20 protein-coding genes are annotated in these 22,506 nt (G+C 61.9%); 9 read left to right on the top strand and 11 right to left on the bottom strand.

Annotated elements, in window-relative coordinates; genetic code table 11:
• From IB266_RS14350 to rpsB, 9 genes are all read right to left on the bottom strand, one after another.
• Positions 1-718, bottom strand: a 718-nt coding sequence (locus IB266_RS14350) for a POTRA domain-containing protein (RefSeq protein WP_318646594.1), incomplete at its 3' end; no start/stop codon positions are given.
• Between the two features lie 74 nt (positions 719-792).
• A complete protein-coding gene (gene rseP / locus IB266_RS14345; RefSeq protein ID WP_192261574.1) occupies positions 793-2,145 on the bottom strand; it encodes an RIP metalloprotease RseP in 1,353 nt (450 codons plus the stop codon).
• A 52-nt stretch (positions 2,146-2,197) separates the two neighbouring features.
• The gene (gene ispC, locus IB266_RS14340; protein WP_192261573.1) at positions 2,198-3,388 is read right to left on the bottom strand and encodes a 1-deoxy-D-xylulose-5-phosphate reductoisomerase; all 1,191 of its coding nucleotides are present in this window, start codon (positions 3,386-3,388) and stop codon (positions 2,198-2,200) included.
• Positions 3,385-4,191 (bottom strand): phosphatidate cytidylyltransferase, encoded by an 807-nt coding sequence (locus IB266_RS14335; RefSeq protein ID WP_192261572.1) that lies wholly within the window; start codon positions 4,189-4,191, stop codon positions 3,385-3,387. Before IB266_RS14335 ends, ispC begins: the two co-directional genes overlap by 4 nt.
• Positions 4,191-4,946 (bottom strand): polyprenyl diphosphate synthase, encoded by a 756-nt coding sequence (gene uppS / locus IB266_RS14330; RefSeq protein WP_158457679.1) that lies wholly within the window; start codon positions 4,944-4,946, stop codon positions 4,191-4,193. The genes IB266_RS14335 and uppS overlap by 1 nt, the downstream gene beginning before the upstream one ends.
• A gap of 13 nt (positions 4,947-4,959) precedes the next feature.
• Entirely contained in the window at positions 4,960-5,517 is a 558-nt protein-coding gene (frr, locus tag IB266_RS14325) for a ribosome recycling factor (RefSeq protein WP_060739001.1), read from the bottom strand.
• Positions 5,514-6,257, bottom strand: coding sequence for a UMP kinase (gene pyrH, locus IB266_RS14320; RefSeq protein ID WP_024779012.1), 744 nt, complete (start codon positions 6,255-6,257; stop codon positions 5,514-5,516). Before pyrH ends, frr begins: the two co-directional genes overlap by 4 nt.
• 217 nt (positions 6,258-6,474) lie before the next feature.
• Positions 6,475-7,341 carry a translation elongation factor Ts gene (gene tsf, locus IB266_RS14315; protein WP_060739002.1) on the bottom strand — a complete coding sequence of 289 codons (867 nt, stop codon included), beginning with the start codon at positions 7,339-7,341 and terminating at the stop codon, positions 6,475-6,477.
• 195 nt (positions 7,342-7,536) lie between these two features.
• Complete coding sequence (gene rpsB / locus IB266_RS14310) at positions 7,537-8,274, bottom strand: 30S ribosomal protein S2 (RefSeq protein WP_003198231.1); 738 nt, start codon at positions 8,272-8,274, stop codon at positions 7,537-7,539.
• 480 nt (positions 8,275-8,754) lie between these two features.
• On the opposite strand from rpsB, the gene map reads away from it, so the two are divergent.
• From map to dapC, 3 genes are all read left to right on the top strand, one after another.
• A complete protein-coding gene (map, locus tag IB266_RS14305) occupies positions 8,755-9,537 on the top strand; it encodes a type I methionyl aminopeptidase (protein ID WP_053118843.1) in 783 nt (260 codons plus the stop codon).
• A 53-nt stretch (positions 9,538-9,590) separates the two neighbouring features.
• Positions 9,591-12,293 carry a [protein-PII] uridylyltransferase gene (locus IB266_RS14300; protein ID WP_060739003.1) on the top strand — a complete coding sequence of 901 codons (2,703 nt, stop codon included), beginning with the start codon at positions 9,591-9,593 and terminating at the stop codon, positions 12,291-12,293.
• 135 nt (positions 12,294-12,428) lie between these two features.
• Positions 12,429-13,628: a succinyldiaminopimelate transaminase gene (dapC, locus tag IB266_RS14295; protein ID WP_060739004.1), complete on the top strand. Its 1,200-nt coding sequence runs from the start codon at positions 12,429-12,431 to the stop codon at positions 13,626-13,628.
• A gap of 456 nt (positions 13,629-14,084) precedes the next feature.
• Here dapC and IB266_RS14290 read toward each other — a convergent pair whose 3' ends face one another.
• Positions 14,085-15,731 carry a Na+/H+ antiporter gene (locus tag IB266_RS14290; RefSeq protein WP_192261571.1) on the bottom strand — a complete coding sequence of 549 codons (1,647 nt, stop codon included), beginning with the start codon at positions 15,729-15,731 and terminating at the stop codon, positions 14,085-14,087.
• A gap of 274 nt (positions 15,732-16,005) precedes the next feature.
• Here IB266_RS14290 and IB266_RS14285 point away from each other — a divergent pair, with 274 nt between their 5' ends.
• The 4 genes from IB266_RS14285 (at position 16,006) to IB266_RS14270 (ending at position 19,217) form a co-directional block, all read left to right on the top strand.
• Entirely contained in the window at positions 16,006-16,368 is a 363-nt protein-coding gene (locus IB266_RS14285; protein ID WP_053119206.1) for an ArsC family reductase, read from the top strand.
• Between the two features lie 32 nt (positions 16,369-16,400).
• On the top strand, positions 16,401-17,435 hold the full coding sequence (dapD, locus tag IB266_RS14280; protein WP_192261570.1) for a 2,3,4,5-tetrahydropyridine-2,6-dicarboxylate N-succinyltransferase: 1,035 nt from the start codon (positions 16,401-16,403) through the stop codon (positions 17,433-17,435).
• A gap of 175 nt (positions 17,436-17,610) precedes the next feature.
• The gene (locus IB266_RS14275) at positions 17,611-18,816 is read left to right on the top strand and encodes an aminotransferase class V-fold PLP-dependent enzyme (RefSeq protein WP_192261569.1); all 1,206 of its coding nucleotides are present in this window, start codon (positions 17,611-17,613) and stop codon (positions 18,814-18,816) included.
• The gene (locus IB266_RS14270; protein ID WP_192261568.1) at positions 18,813-19,217 is read left to right on the top strand and encodes a SufE family protein; all 405 of its coding nucleotides are present in this window, start codon (positions 18,813-18,815) and stop codon (positions 19,215-19,217) included. Before IB266_RS14275 ends, IB266_RS14270 begins: the two co-directional genes overlap by 4 nt.
• Positions 19,218-19,343: 126 nt before the next feature.
• Here the strand turns inward: IB266_RS14270 and tcdA are convergent, their stop codons facing one another.
• Positions 19,344-20,162, bottom strand: a complete 819-nt coding sequence (gene tcdA, locus IB266_RS14265; protein ID WP_192261567.1) for a tRNA cyclic N6-threonylcarbamoyladenosine(37) synthase TcdA — start codon at positions 20,160-20,162, stop codon at positions 19,344-19,346.
• Positions 20,163-20,532: 370 nt separating this feature from the next.
• Here tcdA and dapE point away from each other — a divergent pair, with 370 nt between their 5' ends.
• Entirely contained in the window at positions 20,533-21,684 is a 1,152-nt protein-coding gene (gene dapE / locus IB266_RS14260; protein WP_192261566.1) for a succinyl-diaminopimelate desuccinylase, read from the top strand.
• Positions 21,684-22,493 carry a putative RNA methyltransferase gene (locus IB266_RS14255; RefSeq protein ID WP_192261565.1) on the top strand — a complete coding sequence of 270 codons (810 nt, stop codon included), beginning with the start codon at positions 21,684-21,686 and terminating at the stop codon, positions 22,491-22,493. The genes dapE and IB266_RS14255 overlap by 1 nt, the downstream gene beginning before the upstream one ends.
• Positions 22,494-22,506: the final 13 nt, after the last annotated feature.

Here is a 22,506-nt window from a genome sequence, read left to right as displayed (position 1 = left end):
CGATGTCCATGTTGATGTAGCCACGGTCCAGGTAGTAGGAACGCAGGCGCTCCAGGTCACCGGAGAGTTTTTCACGGGCGTACTTGTCGTCGTTCTTGAAGAACGACAGCCAGTTGGTGGTCTTGAGCTCGAACAGGTCGATCAGGTCTTCATCCGGGAAAACCGTGTTGCCCACCACGTTGATGTGCTGGATGGCCGCCACGGTGCCTTCGTTGATGTTGACCTTCAGGCCGACGCGGTTGCGCGGCTGCGGCACCACTTCGGTGTCGACGGTGGCCGAGTAGCGGCCCTGGGCAACGTACTGGCGCTGCAGCTCGTTACGCACACCTTCGAGGGTGGCGCGCTGGAAGATCTCGCCTTCGGCCAGGCCAGATTGTTTCAGGCCCTTCATCAGGTCTTCAGTGGAGATCGCCTTGTTGCCTTCGATCTCGATACTGGCGACCGACGGGCGCTCGACTACCGTGATGACCAGGACATTGCCGTCACGGCCCAGCTGGATATCTTGAAAGAAGCCGGTCTTGAACAGCGCACGCGTGGATTCCACCAGGCGCCGATCATCCGCCTGCTCGCCGACGTTCAACGGCAAGGCACCAAAGACGCTACCCGCGGAGACCCGCTGGAGGCCATTGACGCGAATATCAGAGATAGTGAAGGACTCGGCGTGAACTTCGGCGATCATCAATACGGTGAGAACCGCAGTTAGCAGCAGACGTTTCATGAAGTCCTTTCTTATTCCAACTGGCAATAAACAAACTGCCGCAAAATGCGGCAGATTCGCAATTCAGCGAAGCGTTACAGACGACCCAGATCGTTGACGAGGGCAAGCAACATGACCCCGACTACCAAGCTGATACCGATCTGTATCCCCCAACCTTGCACCCGATCCGACAAGGGACGACCACGCGCCCACTCGATCAGATAAAACAGCAGATGCCCCCCATCCAGTACCGGAATGGGCAGCAAATTCAGAACCCCCAGGCTAATGCTCAGATAAGCAAGGAAATTCAGGAAATCAGCGACGCCCGACTGGGCAGAAGCGCCCGCCACTTTAGCAATGGTTATCGGTCCACTCAAGTTTTTTACCGAGAGCTCGCCGAACAACATTTTCTTGAGCGAGTCCAGCGTCAGGATGCTCATGGTCCAGGTACGACGCGCACCCTCGCCAATCGCCGCCACTGGGCCGGAACTGACCTCGCGGATCATTTCCGGTGGCCAGTCGACCGCCTTGACGCCCGCTCCCAGGTAACCGGTCGGCGCCTTGCTCTCGCCACGGGCGGCCAGGGTTACCGGGACGTCGATTGGAGCACCGTCGCGCTCGATGCGCAGCACAATTTTGGTATCAGGACGTACACGAACCGAATCGACCACCTGCTGCCAGTCGCCGACCGGCTGGCCGTCGAGGGCCAGCAACCGATCGCCGGTCTTCAGACCAGCCATCTGGGCCGGGCCTTTCGGATCGAGTTCGGCGAGGATCGGCGGCAGGGCCGGACGCCATGGCCGGATCCCCAGGGAGCGGATCGGATCCGGCTCGTCCGCGCCCTTGAGCCAGTTGTCCAAGATGAGCTCGCGAGGCGAATCCACCGTGGAGCCCTGCTCGCGCACCATCAATTGCAACGAACCGCTCTCACCCAGGCGACGTACCAACTGCAGATTGACCGCCGCCCAGCCCGATGTCGGCTCGCCATCGATGGCGACGATTTCCTGCCCGGCACCCAGCCCGGCACGGGCGGCAACGCTACCGGCCTCTACCCCACCGATGACCGGGCGCACCTGTTCACTGCCCAGCATGGCCAGGCCCCAGAAAAACACCATGGCCAGCAGGAAGTTGGCAATCGGCCCCGCCGCGACGATGGCAATACGCTGACGGACGGTCTTGCGATTGAAGGATTGATCGAGCTGGTCGGCCGGGACTTCGCCTTCGCGCTCGTCGAGCATCTTGACGTAGCCACCCAACGGGATGGCCGCCACGACGAACTCGGTGCCTTTCTTGTCGTGCCAGCGCAGCAATGGCATGCCAAAGCCCACGGAAAAACGCAGGACCTTGACGCCACAGCGACGCGCAACCCAGAAATGACCGAATTCGTGAAAAGTGACCAACACCCCCAATGCAACCAGGGTGCCGACAATCATATAGAGCGCGCTCATCTGTTTTCTCCGCAATCCTGTCCAGGGCAATCCTGGCTAACGTATCGCAGCTTCAACGCCCGTGGCGCTGCAGCCATTGGCCCGCCAACTCACGAGCCCTGGCATCCGCCGTAAATACTGTATCGAGGTCATCGACCGAAACCACGGCCTCGAGATTCAAGACTTCCTCGATGATACTCGCGATCTCGAGGTAACGGACACGTCCATCGAGAAACGCGGCAACGGCCACTTCATTGGCAGCGTTCAACATGGCCGGCGCACTGTTGCCCGCCTCGGCCGCCTGGCGCGCCAGGCGCAGGCAGGGGAAGCGCTGTTCATCGGGCGCCTGGAAATCCAGGCGAGCGATAGCGAACAGGTCCAGCGGCGCAACGCCCGAGTCGATACGCTCCGGCCAGGCCAGGGCATTGGCGATCGGGGTGCGCATGTCCGGGTTACCCAACTGGGCCAGCACGGACCCGTCGACGTAGTCCACCAGGGAGTGAATCACGCTCTGGGGGTGAATCACCACCTCGACCTGCGACGGCTTGGCATCAAACAGCCAGCAGGCCTCGATCAGTTCCAGCCCTTTGTTCATCATGCTGGCCGAATCCACGGAAATCTTGCGCCCCATGGACCAGTTCGGATGGGCACAGGCCTGTTCGGGTGAAACATGCACCAATTCTTCCAGCGGCGTCTGCCGGAACGGACCACCGGAGGCTGTCAGCAAAATCCGCCGAACACCTACCGCACCGAGACCACGGGAAAAATCCCGCGGCATGCATTGAAAAATCGCATTGTGCTCGCTGTCGATCGGCAGCAACACCGAGCCGCTCTTGCGTACAGCCTGCATGAACAGCGCGCCGGACATCACCAGCGCCTCTTTATTGGCCAGCAGGATCTTCTTGCCGGCCTCCACCGCCGCGAGGGTCGGACGCAAGCCCGCCGCACCGACGATCGCCGCCATCACGGCATCGACTTCAGGGTCGGCAGCCACTTGGCAGAGCCCCTCCTCCCCTACCAGCACACGGGTTTGCAGGCCGGCTGCGCGCAAATCGTCCTGCAACCCCCGCGCCACGCCAACCTCAGGCACCACGGCAAACCGCGGGGTGTGGCGAATGCACAACGCCAGCAATTCGCTCAAACGCGTGAAGCCACTGAGGGCGAACACCTGGTAGCGCTCCGGATGCCGGCCAATGACGTCAAGCGTACTGAGGCCAATCGAACCGGTCGCGCCAAGGACAGTGATCTGCTGGGGGCGACTCACGATGCCGCCATCCACAACAGCACGGCAAAGATCGGGATTGCGGCAGTCAGGCTGTCGATGCGATCCAGTACACCACCGTGACCGGGCAGCAGGTTACTGCTGTCCTTGATCCCGGACTGACGCTTGAACATGCTTTCGGTCAGGTCGCCGACCACCGACACGAATACGATCAGGGCGGCGCCAATAAGGCCCATGAACAGTTGCGCGACCGTCCAGTCCCGCACGAAACCGACCACCGTGGTGATCACCAGGCTCAAGGCCAGGCCACCATAGACCCCTTCCCAGCTCTTGCCAGGGCTGACTTTCGGCGCGAGCTTGCGCTTGCCGAAGGCCCGACCGGAGAAGTAGGCGCCAACGTCGGCCCCCCAGACCAGCACCATCACGGCCATGATCTGCCAGTTGCCCAACGGGCCTTGCTTGATCCAGATCAGCCCTTGCCAGGCCGGCAGCAGGATCAACAGGCCGATCACCAGCTTGGTCGCCGTATTGGCCCAATGATGCGTCGTCCGGGGATAGGTCAGGACCAGGAAGGTCGCCGTCGCCCACCACAGCACTGCGGCACCCAGCACCCAAGGCGCGAGGCCGGGCACCACGTACATGATGAACAGCATGGCCGCCACGGCCACCGCATAGGTCACGCGCGCCGACTGCGCAGGGAAACCCGCCAACCGCGCCCACTCCCACGCGCCCAAGGTCACGACCAGCCCGATGAACAGCGCAAAGCTGCCACCTTCGAGCAGGAAGAAACCACCCAGGGCGATAGGCAACAGGATCAAGGCAGTGATGATTCGTTGTTTAAGCATTAAACCCGGGCTCCAGCTTCGATCTGCTCGCTCGTTTTACCGAAGCGACGCTGACGGGAAGCGAAATCGGCCAGTGCGGTGCGCATGGCTTCGTGTTTGAAGTCCGGCCAGAACAGGTCGGAGAAGTACAACTCGGCATAAGCCAACTGCCAGAGCAGGAAGTTGCTGATGCGATGCTCGCCACCGGTACGGATGCACAGGTCCGGCAATGGCAGGTCACCGGTCGCCAGGCAGGTCTGCAACAGTTCAGGAGTGATGTCTTCCGGGCGCAAGTGCCCGGCCTGGACTTCCCGCGCCAACCGCTGGGCAGCCTGGGCAATGTCCCACTGGCCACCGTAGTTGGCGGCGATCTGCAGGACGAACCGATTGGCGCCCGCCGTCGCAGCCTCGGCTTCGCGCATCGCCGCCTGCAACTCAGGATGGAAGCGCGAGCGATCACCGATGATGCGCAAGCTGATCTTGTTGTCGTTGAGGCGCTTGGCCTCACGACGCAGGGCCTTGAGGAACAAGTCCATCAAGGCGCTGACTTCATCGGCCGGCCGCTGCCAGTTCTCGCTGGAGAAGGCGAACAGGGTCAGCACCTCGACCCCCGCCTCGGCGCACACCTCGATGACCGCACGAACCGCATCGACCCCCGCCTTGTGCCCGGCGACGCCAGGCATAAAGCGCTTCTTGGCCCAGCGGTTGTTGCCGTCCATGATGATCGCCACGTGGCGCGGAACCGCGAACGGCACGGCCTGCTTGGTCTTTTCCATGAAAACGAGACCCTTATACGGCCATCAGGTCTTTTTCTTTCTCGTCCGTGGCCTTGGTGATCTGGGCCTCGGATTCTTTGGTCAGCTTATCGATATCAGCGATGGCACGACGCTCTTCGTCTTCACTGATTTCCTTATCCTTGACCAACTTCTTCAGCTCACCCAACGCGTCACGACGGATATTGCGCACAGCAACACGCGCATCTTCCGCTGCGCTACGGGCTTGTTTGGTGAAGCCTTTGCGCGTTTCCTCGGTGAGGGCCGGCATCGGGATCAGCAGCAGCTCCCCCAAGTTAGTTGGGTTGAGGTTCAGACCGGCGCTCTGGATCGCCTTGTCTACAGCAGCGAGCATGTTGCGCTCGAAAGCCACGACCTGCAGGGTGCGCGAGTCTTTCACGGTGACGTTGGCAACGCTGCTCAGCGGTGTGTCAGTGCCGTAGTAAGGCACCATGACGCTGCCGAGGATGCTGGGGTGAGCCTTGCCGGTACGAATCTGGCCGAATGCGTGGTTCAGAGAGTCCAGGGATTTCTGCATGCGCTCTTGAGCGTCTTTTTTGATTTCATTGATCATTGTTGAACTTCCTCGATCAGTGTTCCTTCGGCGCCGCCATGGACGATATTCAACAGGGCACCGGGCTTGTTCATGTTAAAGACGCGCAGCGGCATCTTGTGGTCGCGGCACAGGCAGATAGCCGTCAGGTCCATGACACCCAGCTTGCGATCCAGCACTTCATCATAGGTCAGATGATCGAACTTCTCGGCATGCGGGTCTTTGAACGGGTCAGCGGTATAGACGCCATCGACCTTGGTCGCCTTGAGCACGACATCGGCATCGATCTCGATCGCTCGCAGGCAGGCAGCCGAATCCGTGGTGAAGAACGGATTACCGGTACCGGCGGCAAAAATCACCACTTCCTTGGCGTTGAGGTGGCGCATGGCTTTGCGGCGATCGTAGTGATCGGTCACGCCAACCATGGAAATGGCCGACATCACGATGGCCGAGATATTGGCACGCTCCAACGCATCGCGCATAGCCAGCGCGTTCATCACAGTGGCCAGCATGCCCATGTGGTCGCCCGTGACCCGATCCATGCCGGCCGCGCTCAGCGCCGCGCCACGGAACAGGTTGCCGCCGCCGATGACCAGGCCGACCTGAACGCCGATCCCGACCAACTGGCCAACTTCCAGGGCCATGCGATCCAGGACTTTCGGATCGATCCCGAACTCTTCCGAGCCCATCAGGGCCTCGCCGCTAAGCTTGAGTAGAATGCGTTTATAGCGAGCCTGATAACCACTGCCCTGCTGAGCCATTGCGAATCTCTCCTGCGGCGTATGTGTTCAAAAAATTCTTTGCAAGCTGTTTGCAGCCTGCGTTCACTCTAGCTTGACGCTGACACAGCGCCATCGGAACACGGCTTTGTAAGCCAGTTCCGACAGGAAACCAATAAAAATCGGCATCCCCATCCGAAAAGAGGCTGCGCGCGTTAAGCGGGCAGCCTCTTCTGGGCGACAGTTATGAAAAACCGTCTTATTGCTTGCTGGCAGCAGCTACCTGGGCAGCAACTTCAGCAGCGAAGTCATCAACCGGCTTCTCGATGCCTTCGCCTACTTTGAAGTAGGTGAACGAAACGATTTCAGCACCGGCTTTCTTCGCCAGGTCGCCAACCTTGATTTCCGGGTTCTTGACGAAAGCCTGCTCAACCAGGCTGGCTTCGGCCAGGAACTTGGAGATACGGCCGCTGACCATTTTTTCTGCGATTTCAGCAGGCTTGCCTTTCAGCTTCTCTTCGTTCAGCTGCAGGAAAACGCCCTTCTCGCGCTCGATCGCTTCAGCCGAAACGTCCGAAGGCAGCAGGAACTCAGGGTTGGTAGCAGCCACGTGCATGGCGATGTCTTTCGCCAGCTCGGTGTCGCCGCCCTTCAGGACAACCGCAACACCGATCTTGTTGCCGTGCAGGTAGGTACCGACCACGTCACCTTCAACGCGAACCAGGCGACGGATGTTGACGTTTTCGCCGGTCTTGCCGACCAGGACCAGGCGCGCTTCTTCCTGGGACTCGATCAGCGGAGCTGCGTCGGTCAGTTTGTCAGCGAAGGCTTTCTCGACGCTGGCAGCGACGAATGCCTTGAAGTCATCCTGCAGAGCCAGGAAGTCGGTCTGGGAGTTGACTTCCAGCAGAACGGCAGCCTTGCCGTCGTCCTTGATGGCGATGGCGCCTTCAGCGGCAACGTTGCCGGCTTTCTTGGCAGCCTTGATGGCGCCCGAAGCACGCATGTCATCAATGGCTTTCTCGATGTCGCCGCCAGCCTTGGTCAAGGCTTTCTTGCAATCCATCATGCCTTCGCCGGTACGCTCGCGCAGTTCTTTGACCAACGCTGCAGTAATCTCTGCCATTTCAAAATCCTCTTGGATAGGTTTTCAACCATTCCACCCGATCGAACGGGCGATCAATTCTTCCTGGAAAACCACTGCTTATAGGCCGCGGCAGGTTACAAACAAGTCACTGCGCTGGCGGCAAATGGTTTTCGAGGTGGCAAAAAGGGGGCCAAGCCCCCTTTTTGCTTACTGAGTCAACGCCAGGGGCGTCAATTACTCAGCGGCTGCTGCCGGAGCTTCTTCAGCGAAGACTTCGGTGCCGCCATTCACGTTGTTGCGACCACGGATCACAGCGTCAGCCATCGAACCCATGTACAGCTGGATGGCGCGGATGGCGTCATCGTTGCCTGGGATGATGTAGTCAACGCCTTCCGGGCTGCTGTTGGTATCGACAACGCCGATGACCGGGATACCCAGCTTGTTGGCTTCGGTGATCGCGATGCGCTCGTGGTCAACGTCGATCACGAACAGTGCGTCAGGCAGACCGCCCATGTCCTTGATACCGCCCAGGGAGCGGTCCAGCTTCTCAAGATCGCGAGTGCGCATCAGCGCTTCTTTCTTGGTCAGCTTGGCGAAAGTACCGTCTTCGGACTGGACTTCAAGGTCACGCAGACGCTTGATGGAAGCGCGAATGGTCTTGAAGTTGGTCAGCATGCCGCCCAACCAGCGGTGATCGACGTACGGCGAACCGCAACGTGCTGCTTCTTCAGCAACGATCTTGCCAGCGGAACGCTTGGTGCCGACGAACAGAATCTTGTTTTTGCCCTGGGCCAGGCGCTCTACGAAGGTCAGTGCTTCGTTGAACATCGGCAGGGTTTTTTCAAGGTTGATGATGTGGATCTTGTTACGCGCGCCGAAAATGTACTTGCCCATTTTCGGGTTCCAGTAACGGGTCTGGTGACCGAAGTGCACACCGGCCTTCAGCATATCGCGCATGTTGACTTGGGACATGATAGTTCCTTGATAAGTCGGGTTTGGCCTCCACGTATCCCAATGACCAACCAGCGGCTATATAAGCCGAGGCACCCAGGTCATCGTGTCGACACGTGTGTGGATTTAAGCTTACGGGGTCATCCCCGGAAAGCGGCGCATTTTATACCACAGCAAGGGCGAAAACGGAACATGGATTCTGAAATCCTCTGTGGCGAGGGGATTGTGGGAGCAAGGCTTGCCCCAATGTCGGTCAGTTAAGCCGCAAACCTGTGGGAGCAAAGCTTGCTCGCGATTGGGGCAGGTCAGTCTACAACTGTGTCGACCGGTCTACCGCTATCGCGAGCAAGCTTTGCTCCCACTCGCCCTCGCCACAGAGTTCCAGGCCGGGAGCGCTTTGCCCCGATGGTCTGTTAGAATCGCCTCTTTCAGGGCTCGGCGTATCATCATCCGCCGCCCATTTCGTTTTGAACAGCGCCGTCGGGCGCAGAGAGAGCCTGTATGACCGTTACCCTCAAGACACCCGAGGACATCGCCAAAATGCGTGTCGCCGGCAAACTCGCCGCCGAAGTGCTGGAGATGATCGCCGACTACGTCAAGCCGGGCGTGACCACCGAAGAGCTGGACCGCATCTGCCACGACTACATCGTCAACGAACAGAAGGCCATCCCGGCGCCGCTCAACTATAAAGGCTTCCCAAAGTCGATCTGTACCTCGATCAACCACGTGGTCTGCCACGGCATCCCCAACGAAAAACCGTTGAAGGATGGCGACACCCTGAACATCGACGTCACCGTCATCAAGGACGGCTACCACGGCGATACCAGCCGCATGTTCCATGTCGGCAACGTGCCGGAGTGGGCCCAGCGCCTGTCCAAGGTCACCCAGGAATGCATGTACATGGCCATCGAACTGGTGAAGCCGGGCTGCCGCCTGGGGGACATCGGCGAAGTGATCCAGAAGCACGCGCAGAAGAACGGCTTCTCGGTGGTGCGCGAGTTCTGCGGCCATGGCATCGGCAAGGTGTTCCACGAAGAACCGCAGATCCTGCACTACGGCCGTGCCGGCACCGGCATGGAATTGCAGGCGGGCATGACTTTCACCATCGAGCCGATGATCAACCAGGGCCGCGCCGACACCAAGGTGCTGGGCGACGGCTGGACCGCCATCACCAAGGACCGCAAGCTGTCGGCCCAGTGGGAACACACCCTGCTGGTCACTGAGACCGGCTATGAAATCTTCACCCTGCGTAGCGATGACACCATCGCGCGCGTTTCCGCCTGATCCGAACCCAGCCTATAGATCCGATAGATATAGATAGAAAGGAAAGCCATTCAATGCCGCAGGTGGATCCCGAACTCTTCGACCGCGGCCAGTTCCAGGCTGAACTGGCCCTGAAGGCAAGCCCCATCTCGGCGTTCAAGAAGGCGATCCGCCAGGCCCACGAAGTGCTCGACCAGCGCTTTCGCAATGGCCGGGACATTCGCCGGCTGATCGAGGACCGCGCCTGGTTTGTCGATAACATCCTGCAAAAGGCCTGGGAGCAGTTCGATTGGAGCGAAGACGCCGACATCGCCCTGGTGGCCGTGGGCGGCTATGGGCGTGGCGAGCTGCACCCCTACTCCGACATCGACCTGCTGATCCTGCTGGACAGCGCCGACCATGAGGTTTTCCGCGATTCCATCGAGCGTTTCCTGACGCTGCTGTGGGACATCGGTCTGGAAGTCGGCCAGAGCGTGCGCTCGGTGCAGGAATGCGCCGAGGAGGCCCGCGCCGACCTGACGGTGATCACCAACCTGATGGAAAGCCGCACCATCGCCGGCCCCGAGCGCCTGCGCCAGCGCATGCTCGATGTCACCAGCACAGAGCACATGTGGCCCAGCAAGGATTTTTTCCTGGCCAAGCACGCCGAGCAGAAGGCCCGTCACCACAAGTACAACGACACCGAATACAACCTGGAACCCAACGTCAAGGGCTCGCCCGGCGGGCTGCGGGACATCCAGACGATCCTGTGGGTCGCCCGTCGCCAGTACGGCACGCTGAACCTGCGCGCCCTGGCCGGCGAAGGTTTCCTGGTGGAAAGCGAAAACGCCTTGCTGGCCTCGTCCCAGGAATTCCTGTGGAAGGTCCGCTACGCCCTGCACATGCTCGCCGGGCGCTCCGAGGACCGCCTGCTGTTCGATCACCAACGCTCCATCGCCGGCCTGTTGGGTTTCGAAGGGCAGGATGCCAAGCAGTCCATCGAAAACTTCATGCAGCAGTACTACCGCGTGGTGATGAGCATCGCCCAGCTCAGCGAGCTGATCATCCAGCACTTCGAGGAAGTCATCCTCGCCCCCGAGGACGAAGAGCCGCCGCAGCCGATCAACTCACGTTTCCAACTGCACGACGGCTACATCGAAGCGCGCAACGCCAATGTGTTCCGCCGCACCCCCTTCGCCATGCTCGAGATCTTCGTGCTCATGGCCCAGCAGCCGGAAATCAAGGGCGTGCGCGCCGACACCATCCGCCTGCTGCGGGAAAACCGTCATCTGATCGATGAAGATTTCCGTCACGACATCCGCAACACCAGCCTGTTCATCGAGTTGTTCAAGTGCAAGATCGGCGTGCACCGCAACCTGCGCCGGATGAACCGCTACGGGATTCTCGGGCGTTATCTGCCGGAGTTCGGTTTCATCGTCGGGCAGATGCAGCACGACCTGTTCCACATCTATACGGTCGATGCCCACACCCTGAACCTGATCAAGCACCTGCGTAAGCTGCAGTACACCCAGGTGTCGGAGAAATTCCCGCTGGCCAGCAAGCTCATGGGCAAGCTGCCCAAGCCCGAGCTGATCTACATGGCCGGGCTATACCACGACATCGGCAAGGGTCGCCAGGGCGACCACTCCGAGATTGGCGCGGTGGATGCCGAGGCGTTCTGCCAGCGCCATCAACTGCCCCTGTGGGACAGCCGGCTGATCGTCTGGCTGGTGCAGAACCATCTGGTGATGTCCACCACCGCCCAGCGCAAGGACTTGTCCGACCCGCAGGTGATCCACGACTTCGCCCAGATCGTCGGCGATGAAACTCGCCTGGATTACCTCTACGTGCTGACCGTGGCCGACATCAACGCCACCAACCCGAGCCTGTGGAACTCCTGGCGCGCCAGCCTGTTGCGCCAGCTCTACACCGAGACCAAGCGAGCCTTGCGCCGCGGCCTGGAAAACCCGGTGGACCGCGAAGAACAGATCCGCCGCACCCAAAGCGCGGCCCTGGACATTCTGGTACGCGGCGGCACCGATCCGGACGATGTCGAGCAGCTCTGGTCGCAGTTGGGCGATGACTATTTCCTGCGCCACACCGCCGGCGACGTGGCCTGGCACAGCGACGCGATCCTGCAGCAACCGGCCGATGGCGGGCCGCTGGTGCTGATCAAGGAAACCACCCAGCGCGAGTTCGAGGGCGGCACGCAGATCTTCATCTATGCCCCGGACCAGCACGACTTCTTCGCCGTGACCGTGGCGGCGATGGACCAGCTCAACCTCAACATCCATGACGCCCGGGTCATCACCTCCAGCAGCCAGTTCACCCTCGACACCTACATCGTGCTCGACACCGACGGCGACTCGATTGGCGACAACCCGGCGCGGGTCAAGCAGATTCGCGACGGCCTCACCGAAGCCCTGCGCAACCCGGCGGACTACCCGACCATCATCCAGCGCCGGGTGCCGCGACAACTCAAGCATTTTGCGTTTGCGCCACAGGTGACGATCCACAACGACGCCCAGCGCCAGGTCACCGTGCTGGAGCTCAGCGCCCCGGACCGCCCGGGCCTGCTGGCGCGGATCGGCCATATTTTCCTGGAGTTCGACCTGTCGCTGCAAAATGCCAAGATCGCCACCCTCGGCGAACGGGTAGAAGACGTGTTTTTCATCACCGACGCTCACAACCAGCCGCTGTCCGATCCGCAACTGTGCAGCCGCCTGCAGGAGGCCATCGTCCGGCACCTGAGCGTCAACCAGGAACCCGATGCTCACCTGACACGCATCAGCATCTGAACGAACAATCCCCCTCTGTGGGAGCGAGCTTGCTCGCGATAGCGGCGGAACATCCAGCATTGATGCTGCTGACACACCGCCATCGCGAGCAAGCTCGCTCCCACAAGGACCGCGCCCACATTGACGAGGCCCCCGATGAACAACGCTTTGAACCAGTTGCAGCCCTATCCGTTCGAAAAGCTCCGCGCCCTGCTTGGCAGCGTCACGCCCAACCCGGACAAACGTCCCATCGCGTTGTCCATCGGCGAACCCAAGCATCGCTCGCCCAGCTTCGTGGCTGAAGCCCTGGCCAGCAATCTGGAAAAAATGGCCGTGTACCCGACCACCCTCGGCATCCCGGAACTGCGTGAAGCCATCACCGGCTGGTGCGAGCGTCGCTTCAACGTGCCGACCGGCTGGCTGGACCCGGCGCGCCATGTGCTGCCAGTCAATGGCACCCGCGAAGCCTTGTTCGCCTTCACCCAGACCGTGGTCAACCGAGGCGACGACGCCCTGGTGGTCAGCCCGAACCCGTTCTACCAGATCTACGAAGGCGCGGCGTTCCTGGCCGGGGCCAAGCCGCACTACCTGCCGTGCCTGGACGCAAACGGCTTCAACCCGGATTTCGACGCCGTCTCGCCGGACATCTGGAAACGCTGCCAGATCCTGTTCCTGTGCTCCCCGGGCAACCCGACCGGCGCGTTGATCCCGGTGGACGTGCTGAAAAAACTCATCGCCTTGGCCGATGAGCATGACTTCGTGATCGCGGCGGACGAGTGCTACAGCGAACTGTACTTCGACGAACAGACCCCGCCGCCAGGGCTGCTCAGCGCCTGCGTCGAACTGGGTCGCAAGGATTTCAAGCGCTGCGTGGTGTTCCACAGCCTGTCCAAACGCTCCAACCTGCCCGGCCTGCGCTCCGGCTTCGTCGCTGGCGACGCAGATATCCTCAAGGGTTTCCTGCTGTACCGCACCTATCACGGCTGCGCGATGCCGGTTCAGACCCAACTGGCGAGCATCGCCGCGTGGAACGACGAAGTGCACGTACGGGCCAACCGCGCGCTGTACCGGGAGAAGTTCGACGCCGTGCTGGAAATCCTCAGCCCGGTGCTGGACGTGCAACGCCCCGACGGCAGCTTCTACCTGTGGCCGAACGTGGCCGGCGATGATGCAGCGTTCTGCCGCGACCTGTTCGAACAGGAACACGTGACCGTGGTGCCGGGCTCCTACTTGTCCCGCGATGTGGATGGCGTCAACCCGGGCGCCGGGCGCGTGCGCATGGCCTTGGTTGCACCATTGGCCGAATGCGTGGAAGCGGCGGAGCGGATCCGCGCGTTTATCCAGCGTCGGGGCTGATGGCTGTACCGGACTGAAGTGGACCGCTGTTGTGGCGAGGGAGCTTGCTCCCGCTGGGCTGCGCAGCGGCCCCCAAAACAGACAACTCGGTGTACCAGAAAGATTGAGTTCAATGCTTTAGGGTTGCTGCGCAGCCCAACGGGGCGGTGCGACGTTTCGCGAAATCCCCTTGCCACAAGTCCAGTGCTTCACAGGTATTTTTGTGTTTGCCTTTCGATTTATCGCGAGCAAGCTTTGCTCCCACAGTGGACTTGTGTGGCTCACACAACCTGTGATCGATACCGGATCCTGTGGGAGCAAAGCTTGCTCGCGATGAGGCCGGCACTTATTGCATCAAGTCCGAAGCTCTATCCGATCCAAAGCCTTGTTCGCCAGCATTGAAGCCGCCCTAGGGCGGCTTTGCTTTTTATGAGGGCAAGGATTGTAAAAACATACCTACCGTTTTGACCCCTACCGCTATTTACCCAACCCCAAATTCGCCTCCGCCAAATCCAACTCCCCCAGCACCTCACGCAGCACATCATCGCCAATCTGGTGATGACGGCTGAGGCGATACAACTCCAGCCGCTGCGCCCGAAAAGCCTTCAAGCGCAGCCGGCGCTCCAGCAGGTCCATCTCGAATGCCAGCGCCTGGGCCTCGACGGAGTCGTTGAACACGTCCAACTGATGACGATACTCGGACATCAGCCGCGCCTTGACCTCGGCCGCCAACGCCGCTTGGGCTGCATCCGGCGTGCTGCCCGCCTCGGTCGGTTCTTCCACTTCCAGCGCGCGGATCGCCGCTTCAGCGGTTTTGCGCCAGGCCTCGCGAACTTCGTTGCGACGTTTGTCGTCGGGGCTTTTCTCGATGCCCCGCAGCAACAACGGCAAGGCGATGCACGCCGCGATCAGCGACAGCAGAATCACCCCGGCGGCAATGAAGATCAGCAGGTCTCGCTCGGGAAACGCCTCTGCGGCGTTCAACAGCAACGGCACCGACAGCACGCCCGCCAGCGTCACCGCCCCTCTCACCCCGCCGAAGGTCAGCAACCAACAGGAGCGCGCTGTCGGCACCAACGTCAACTCGCCCTGGCCACGCCAGCGTCGCAACAGCCCGGACAAGCGCCAGATGCTTTGCACCCAGACAAACCGCAGCACCAGCAACACCAGGAAAATCGCCAGAACATCCAGGCAACGGTAGAACAACGTCGGCCAGAGCGTGGTCTCGAGGCGGGTCACCGCCTTGATGATGTCCGGCAGTTGCAAGCCCAGCAGCAGGAAGATCAAGCCGTTGAAGGCGAACTCCAACAGCGACCAGACACTGCGATTGAGCAGCCGCGTGCCGGTCTGGCGCGGCAGCAGGTCGAGCCAGCTCTGCATCATCCCCGCCGCCACCGCCGAGAGAATGCCCGAGGCGCCCAAGCGCTCAGCCAGCACATAGGCGGCAAACGGCAGCAGCAACATGAACACCACATGGGTGGCCGGGTCGTCCCAACCCCGGGCAATCATCCACGCCCGCAGCCGGCCCAGCAGCCAACTCAGGGCCACGCCGACCAGCAGGCCGCCGACCGCCACCAATACGAACGTCAGGCTCGCACTAGCCAGGGAAAAGACCCCGGTGATGGCCGCCGCCAGGGCGAACTTGAACGTGACCAGGCCCGACGCATCGTTCATCAACGCCTCGCCCTGGAGCATGTGCATCAGGGGGCCGGGCAAGCGGTCGCGGGCAATCGCCGACACCGCCACCGCGTCGGTCGGCGACAGCACCGCTGCCAGGGCAAAGGCCACCGGCAGCGGGATACTCGGCAAGAGCCAATGAATGAAGTAGCCGGCGCCCACCACCGTGAACAACACCAACCCCACCGCCAGCGTCAGGATCGGCCCGCGCAGGCGCCATAACTCGCGCTTGGGCATGCGCCAGCCGTCGGAGAACAGCAGCGGTGGCAGGAACAGAAACAGGAACAACTCAGGATCGAGGGCCACGTGCAGGCCCAGGGACGGCCAGGCCAGCACGGCACCGGCGCCGATCTGTACCAGGGGCAACGGCAGCGGGATCAACCGTCCGATCAGGCGCGACACGCCTACCAGCATCAATAGGATCAGGACGGTATAAGCGCTTTGCATAACGGCTTTCCACTGGCAGCGACACACATCCGGCAACAGCTTGCCGTTGAAGTGCCATATTAACCGCCTAGGATTAACTTGGCCGTTACACCTATGTCGCAGCAGCTCTTTAGTGAGCAAGCTGTGGGAGCAAAGCTTGCTCGCGATGAAAACACCTCGGTCAGGCAGAAGACCGCGTCATCGTTCATCGCGGGCATGCCTCGCTCCCACAACCGTCCGGTCATGGCATAATCCTTCACCTTTTATTTTCAGCACCTGCAAAGGGGGCAGTTCCTTGACCGATTCAAGCAAAACGTTGCACCTTTTCGGCATCAAAGCCTGTGACACGATGAAAAAGGCGCGCACCTGGCTCGATGATCACGCTGTGCACTACGACTTTCACGACTACAAGACCGCCGGCATCGACCGTGAACACCTGACCCAATGGTGCAACGAGCATGGCTGGCAAGTGGTGTTGAACCGTGCCGGTACGACCTTTCGCAAACTCGACGACGAACGCAAAGCCGATCTCGACCAGACGAAAGCCATCGAACTGATGCTCGCTCAACCCTCGATGATCAAGCGCCCGGTGCTCGATCTCGGTGACCGAACCCTGATTGGCTTCAAGCCAGATATTTATGCGGCAGAGATCAAGTAAGCCTGCCCAGTCCATTTTGTAGAGGTAATTTCATGTCCACTACCCTGTTCAGCCTGGCCTTCGGTGTCGGCACTCAAAACCGTCAAGGCGCCTGGCTGGAAGTGTTCTACGCACAGCCGCTGCTCAACCCGTCGGCCGACATCGTCAAAGCCATCGCGCCGATCCTCGGCTACAGCGAAGGCAACCAGGCCATCACCTTCACCACCGCCCAGGCCTCGCAACTGGCTGAAGCCCTCAAGGGCGTCGATGCCGCACAAGCTGCCCTGCTGACCCGCCTGGCTGAAAGCCACAAGCCCCTGGTCGCCACCCTGCTGGCCGAAGATGCCCAACTGAGCTCCACCCCTGAGGCCTACCTCAAGCTGCACCTGCTGTCCCATCGCCTGGTCAAGCCCCACGGCCTGAACCTGGCCGGCATTTTCCCTCTGCTGCCGAACGTGGCCTGGACCAGCCAGGGCGCGATCGACCTGGCCGAACTGGCCGAGCACCAGCTCGAAGCCCGCCTGCGTGGCGAACTGCTGGAAGTGTTCTCGGTGGACAAGTTCCCGAAAATGACCGACTACGTGGTCCCGGCCGGCGTGCGCATCGCCGACGCCGCGCGGATTCGCCTGGGCGCCTATGTGGGCGAAGGCACCACGGTCATGCATGAAGGTTTCGTCAACTTCAACGCCGGCACCGAAGGCCCGGGCATGATCGAAGGCCGCGTGTCCGCGGGCGTATTCGTTGGCAAGGGCTCGGACCTGGGCGGCGGTTGCTCGACCATGGGCACCCTGTCGGGTGGCGGCAATATCGTGATCAAGGTGGGCGAAGGCTGCCTGATCGGCGCCAACGCCGGCATCGGCATCCCGCTGGGCGATCGCAACACCGTGGAGTCGGGCCTATACGTGACCGCCGGCACCAAAGTCGCCTTGCTGGACGAAAACAACCAACTGGTGAAAGTGGTCAAGGCCCGCGACCTGGCCGGCCAGCCCGACCTGTTGTTCCGCCGCAATTCCGAGACCGGCGCGGTGGAATGCAAGACGCATAAGTCAGCCATCGAGCTGAACGAAGCACTGCACGCCCACAACTAAGCTTCACACCACCACCTGTGGGAGCGAGCCTTTGTGGGAGCCGAGCTTGCTCGCGATGAACGATGACGCGGTCTTGCAGTTAAACCGTGTCGCGGCCATCGCGAGCAAGCTCGGCTCCCACACAAAAAAGCCCGCTCCCACAGGGTCCGGCGTCATTCCAGCAGGGCCCGAAAGCATGTTGATCCAATCCCCCTGGCGTGCCGATTTCCCGGCCATCGCCGCCCTGCAACGGCAAGGCCAGACCTACCTGGACAGCGCCGCCACCACGCAAAAACCCCAAGCCCTATTGGATGCCCTGACGCATTACTACGCCAACGGCGCGGCCAACGTGCACCGGGCGCAACATTTGCCGGGCGCCCATGCCACCCAGGCGTTCGAGGACAGCCGCCTCAAGGCCTCGCAATGGCTCAATGCCGGAAACTGCGGGCAGGTGGTCTTCACCCACGGCACCACTTCGGCGCTGAATCTGCTGGCCTACGGGCTGGAACATTTATTCAACCCGGGCGATGAGATCGTCATCAGCGCCCTGGAACACCACGCCAACCTGCTGCCGTGGCAGCAGTTGGCCGAGCGTCGTTCGTTGACCCTGGTGGTGTTGCCACTGGATGCCGACGGGGTGATCGATCCTGGCGCCGCCGCCGAACTGATCGGCCCCCGTACGCGCTTGCTGGCGGTGAGCCAGTTATCCAACGTGCTGGGCGCCTGGCAGCCCGTGCCGGCGCTGCTGGCACTGGCCAAGGCCCACGACGCGCTGACGGTGATCGACGGCGCCCAAGGTGTGGTCCATGGCCGCCACGACGTGGAAGCGCTGGGCTGCGACTTTTACGTGTTTTCCAGCCACAAACTCTATGGCCCCGACGGGCTGGGCGTGCTGTTCGGCCGTACCGAAGCCCTTGGCAAGCTGCGCCACTGGCAGTTCGGCGGCGAAATGGTGCAACAGGCCGACTACCACAGCGCCACCTTCCGTCCGGCACCACTGGGCTTCGAAGCCGGCACGCCGCCGATTGCCGGTGTGATCGGGTTGGGCGCGACCCTGGACTACCTGTCCGCCCTCGATCCGCAAGCGATCATCGACCATGAAACGGCGCTGCACGACTACCTGCGCCATGGCCTGCTGGCCCGCAACGGCATTCGCCTGCTGGGCAACCCGCGCCTGGCCCTGGTCAGCTTCGTGGTCGAAGGCATCCACAACGCCGACCTGGCGCACCTGCTGACCGAGCAAGGCATTGCCGTGCGCGCCGGGCATCACTGCGCGATGCCGCTGTTCAAGCATTTGCAGCTGTCCGGGGCGATTCGGGTGTCGTTGGCGTTGTACAACGATTCCGCCGACATCGAACGGTTCTTCGAAGCCCTCGACCAAGCCTTGGAGATGTTGCGATGAACCTGCCGGCCGATGCCGCCACGGCACTGCAGATCTTCCGGGACGCGTCAGGCTGGGAGCAACGGGCCCGGCTGCTGATGCAATGGGGCGAGCGTCTGCCGCCCCTGAGCGACGCGGACAAGTGCGAGGCCAACCTCGTCCACGGCTGTGAAAGCCAGGTGTGGTTGGTGGGTCGCTTGCACGACGGGCACTGGCAGTTTTGCGCCAGTAGCGATGCGCGGTTGATCCGTGGGTTGGTGGCGTTGCTGCTGGCGCGGGTCAATGGGTTGTCCGCTGACGAGTTGCAACAGGTGGACTTACCGGATTGGTTCAGCCAGCTGGGATTGTCGCGGCAACTGTCGCCGTCGCGTAGCAATGGCTTGAATGCGGTGCTAAAGCGGATGTTTGAACTGGCGCAATGATTGTGGCGAGGGAGCTTGCTCCCGCTCGGTTGCGAAGCAGCCGCCTTGGGTTCAGCATGATTGACGCCGCCAATGGGGGGCCGCTTCGCGGCCCAGCGGGAGCAAGCTCCCTCGCCACAAAAGCGCTCACTGCCCAGGCTTGACCCTGTCAGCCGGTCGCCGCACACCCGCCACGATCTTATCCACAGCCTTGGTCGCCGCGACCATGCCAAACGTCGCCGTGACCATCATCACCGCACCAAACCCACCGGCGCAGTCGAGCTTGACGCCGTCGCCGACAAAACTCTTCTGCAAGCAAATGCTGCCGTCCGGCTTCGGATAGCGCAGTTGCTCGGTGGAGAATACGCAGGGCACGCTGTAGTGGCGGGTCACGGTGCGGGAGAAACCGTAGTCGCGGCGCAAGGTGGAGCGCACCTTGGAGGCCAGTGGATCGTTGAACGTACGGTTGAGGTCGCAAACCTGGATCAGCGTCGGGTCGATCTGCCCGCCCGCGCCGCCGGTGGTGATGATCTGGATCTTGCGGCGCTTGCACCAGGCGATCAGCGCAGCCTTCGCGTTGACGCTGTCGATGCAGTCGATCACGCAGTCGATGTTCGGCGTGATGTACTCGGCCATGGTGTCGCGGGTGACGAAGTCCGCCACCGCGTGCACCGTGCAGTCGGGGTTGATCCCCCGCAGCCGCTCGGCCATCACGTCGACCTTGGGTTTGCCGACGGTGCTGTCCAGGGCATGCAACTGGCGGTTGGCGTTGCTGACACAGACATCGTCCAGGTCGAACAGCGAGATCTCGCCCACGCCGCAACGGGCGATGGCTTCCGCCGCCCAGGAACCGACGCCACCGACGCCGACGATCGCCACATGGGCCGCCCGCAGGCGTTCCAGGCCCTCAATGCCATACAAACGGGCGATACCGGCAAACCGTGGATCTTCTGTACTCATGACCATTACCCCAAAAACCGGCGCGCATTATAGGGCTTTGTCTCGGCAATTTAAGCAAAACCTCTGTGGGAGCGAGCTTGCTCGCGATGGCGTCAGTCCAGTCAGTAAAGTATCGACTGATCCACCGCCATCGCGAGCAAGCTCGCTCCCACAGGTTTTGTGTTCCACCTGTCCCGCACCAGGGGCCCATGGTGGTCGTTTTGCTATAAGATAACCGCCATTTTACGAGCCTTGGCCAAATACAATCCACGGCCGAACTCAGGACCTGTGGGAGCGGGCTTGCTCGCGAAGGCGTCATCACTGACGCTAAAAGCTTCGCGAGCAAGCCCGCTCCTACAGAGATCCGTGTCTCCTTTCCATGTTTCCGGAGTTTTCCATGACGGCCCACGCCGACCTCTCGCCGACCCTGCAACTCGCCTGCGACCTGATCCGCCGTCCGTCCGTGACACCGGTGGATGCCGATTGCCAGAAACTGATGATGCAGCGCCTGGGCAACGCGGGCTTCACGCTCGAGCCGATGCGCATCGAGGATGTGGATAACTTCTGGGCCAGCCATGGCAAGCATGACGGCCCGGTGCTGTGTTTCGCCGGGCACACCGATGTGGTGCCGACCGGTCCGGTAAAGGCCTGGCAGCTCGACCCGTTCGATGCGGTCATCGACGAACAGGGCATGCTCTGCGGCCGTGGCGCGGCGGACATGAAAGGCAGCCTGGCGGCGATGGTCGTGGCGGCCGAACGGTTCGTCGCCGACTACCCGGACCACAAGGGTTCGCTGACCTTCCTGATCACCAGCGATGAAGAAGGCCCGGCCCACCACGGCACCAAAGCCGTGGTCGAACGCCTCAAGGCCCGCCAGGAACGACTGGACTGGTGCATCGTCGGCGAGCCATCGAGCACCACCTTGGTGGGCGATGTGGTCAAGAACGGCCGGCGCGGCTCCCTCGGCGCAAAACTGACCGTGCGCGGCAAGCAAGGCCACGTGGCTTATCCACACCTGGCGAAGAACCCGATCCACTTGGCCGCGCCCGCCTTGGCCGAATTGGCCGCCGAGCATTGGGACCACGGCAACGACTTTTTCCCGCCGACCAGTTTCCAGATCTCCAACCTCAATTCCGGCACCGGCGCGACCAACGTGATCCCCGGTGACCTGGAAGCAGTCTTCAACTTCCGCTTCTCCACCGAGTCCACCGTCGAAGGCCTGCAACAACGCGTCGCCGACATCCTCGACAAGCATCAACTGGACTGGCACATCGACTGGGCCTTGTCCGGCCTGCCGTTCCTCACCGAACCGGGCGCGCTGCTCGATGCGGTGTCGTCGAGCATCCGGGATGTCACCGGACGCGAGACCCAGGCGTCCACCAGCGGCGGCACGTCCGACGGTCGCTTCATCGCCACCATGGGCACGCAAGTCGTGGAGCTCGGGCCGGTCAACGAGACCATCCACCAGGTCAACGAGCGCGTGCTGGCCGCCGATCTCGACGTGCTGACCGAGATCTACTACAAGACGCTGATCAAGTTGCTCGCCTGATGCTCGCCTGCCCGATCTGCAGTGAACCGCTGAACGCGGTGGACAACGGCGTGGTGTGCCCGGCCGGTCACCGCTTCGACCGCGCGCGGCAGGGTTACCTGAACCTGCTGCCGGTGCAGCACAAGAACAGCCGCGACCCCGGTGACAACCAGGCGATGGTCGAAGCCCGCCGCGACTTTCTCAACGCCGGGCACTACGCCCCGGTCGCCCGGCGCCTGGCGGAACTGGCCGCCGAGCGAGCGCCCGGGCGCTGGCTGGACATCGGCTGCGGCGAGGGTTACTACACCGCGCAGATCGCCGAGGCGTTGCCCCATGCCGATGGCTATGCCCTAGACATTTCCCGCGAGGCGGTCAAGCGCGCCTGCAAACGCAACCCGCAACTGACCTGGTTGATCGCCAGCATGGCCCGAGTGCCGTTGGCGGACGGTTGCTGCCAGTTCCTGGCCAGCGTGTTCAGCCCGCTGGACTGGCAAGAGGCCAAGCGCCTGCTCAGCCCCGGCGGCGGCCTGATGAAGGTCGGCCCCACCGCCGGCCACCTGATGGAGTTGCGCGAGCGCCTGTACGACGAAGTGCGCGCCTACACCGACGACAAGCACCTGGCCCTGGTGCCGTCGGGCATGGCGCTGGATCACAGCGAAACCCTCGAATTCAAGCTGACCCTCGACAATGGCCAGGATCGCGCCAACCTGCTGGCCATGACGCCCCACGGTTGGCGCGCCAGCGCCGAACGCCGCACCAGCGTGATCGAGCAGGCCGAGCCATTCGAGGTCACGGTGTCGATGCGCTACGATTATTTCGTTCTTCAATAACCTTTTTGATTCC

This window comes from Pseudomonas sp. Pdm06 (assembly GCF_014851795.1).
GTDB classification, from domain to species: Bacteria; Pseudomonadota; Gammaproteobacteria; order Pseudomonadales; family Pseudomonadaceae; genus Aquipseudomonas; species Aquipseudomonas fluorescens_AA.
Note: the sequence above shows the minus strand (reverse complement) of the source record. Positions and strands in the feature narration are given on the sequence as shown.

Coding starts and splice junctions, on each gene's coding strand:
- rseP (WP_192261574.1), bottom strand. CDS start 2,145: ATGAGCGCGCTCTATATGATTGTCGGCACCCTGGTTGCATTGGGGGTG.
- IB266_RS14335 (WP_192261572.1), bottom strand. CDS start 4,191: ATGCTTAAACAACGAATCATCACTGCCTTGATCCTGTTGCCTATCGCC.
- uppS (WP_158457679.1), bottom strand. CDS start 4,946: ATGGAAAAGACCAAGCAGGCCGTGCCGTTCGCGGTTCCGCGCCACGTG.
- frr (WP_060739001.1), bottom strand. CDS start 5,517: ATGATCAATGAAATCAAAAAAGACGCTCAAGAGCGCATGCAGAAATCC.
- pyrH (WP_024779012.1), bottom strand. CDS start 6,257: ATGGCTCAGCAGGGCAGTGGTTATCAGGCTCGCTATAAACGCATTCTA.
- tsf (WP_060739002.1), bottom strand. CDS start 7,341: ATGGCAGAGATTACTGCAGCGTTGGTCAAAGAACTGCGCGAGCGTACC.
- rpsB (WP_003198231.1), bottom strand. CDS start 8,274: ATGTCCCAAGTCAACATGCGCGATATGCTGAAGGCCGGTGTGCACTTC.
- map (WP_053118843.1), top strand. CDS start 8,755: ATGACCGTTACCCTCAAGACACCCGAGGACATCGCCAAAATGCGTGTC.
- IB266_RS14300 (WP_060739003.1), top strand. CDS start 9,591: ATGCCGCAGGTGGATCCCGAACTCTTCGACCGCGGCCAGTTCCAGGCT.
- dapC (WP_060739004.1), top strand. CDS start 12,429: ATGAACAACGCTTTGAACCAGTTGCAGCCCTATCCGTTCGAAAAGCTC.
- IB266_RS14290 (WP_192261571.1), bottom strand. CDS start 15,731: ATGCAAAGCGCTTATACCGTCCTGATCCTATTGATGCTGGTAGGCGTG.
- dapD (WP_192261570.1), top strand. CDS start 16,401: ATGTCCACTACCCTGTTCAGCCTGGCCTTCGGTGTCGGCACTCAAAAC.
- IB266_RS14275 (WP_192261569.1), top strand. CDS start 17,611: ATGTTGATCCAATCCCCCTGGCGTGCCGATTTCCCGGCCATCGCCGCC.
- IB266_RS14270 (WP_192261568.1), top strand. CDS start 18,813: ATGAACCTGCCGGCCGATGCCGCCACGGCACTGCAGATCTTCCGGGAC.
- tcdA (WP_192261567.1), bottom strand. CDS start 20,162: ATGGTCATGAGTACAGAAGATCCACGGTTTGCCGGTATCGCCCGTTTG.
- dapE (WP_192261566.1), top strand. CDS start 20,533: ATGACGGCCCACGCCGACCTCTCGCCGACCCTGCAACTCGCCTGCGAC.
- IB266_RS14255 (WP_192261565.1), top strand. CDS start 21,684: ATGCTCGCCTGCCCGATCTGCAGTGAACCGCTGAACGCGGTGGACAAC.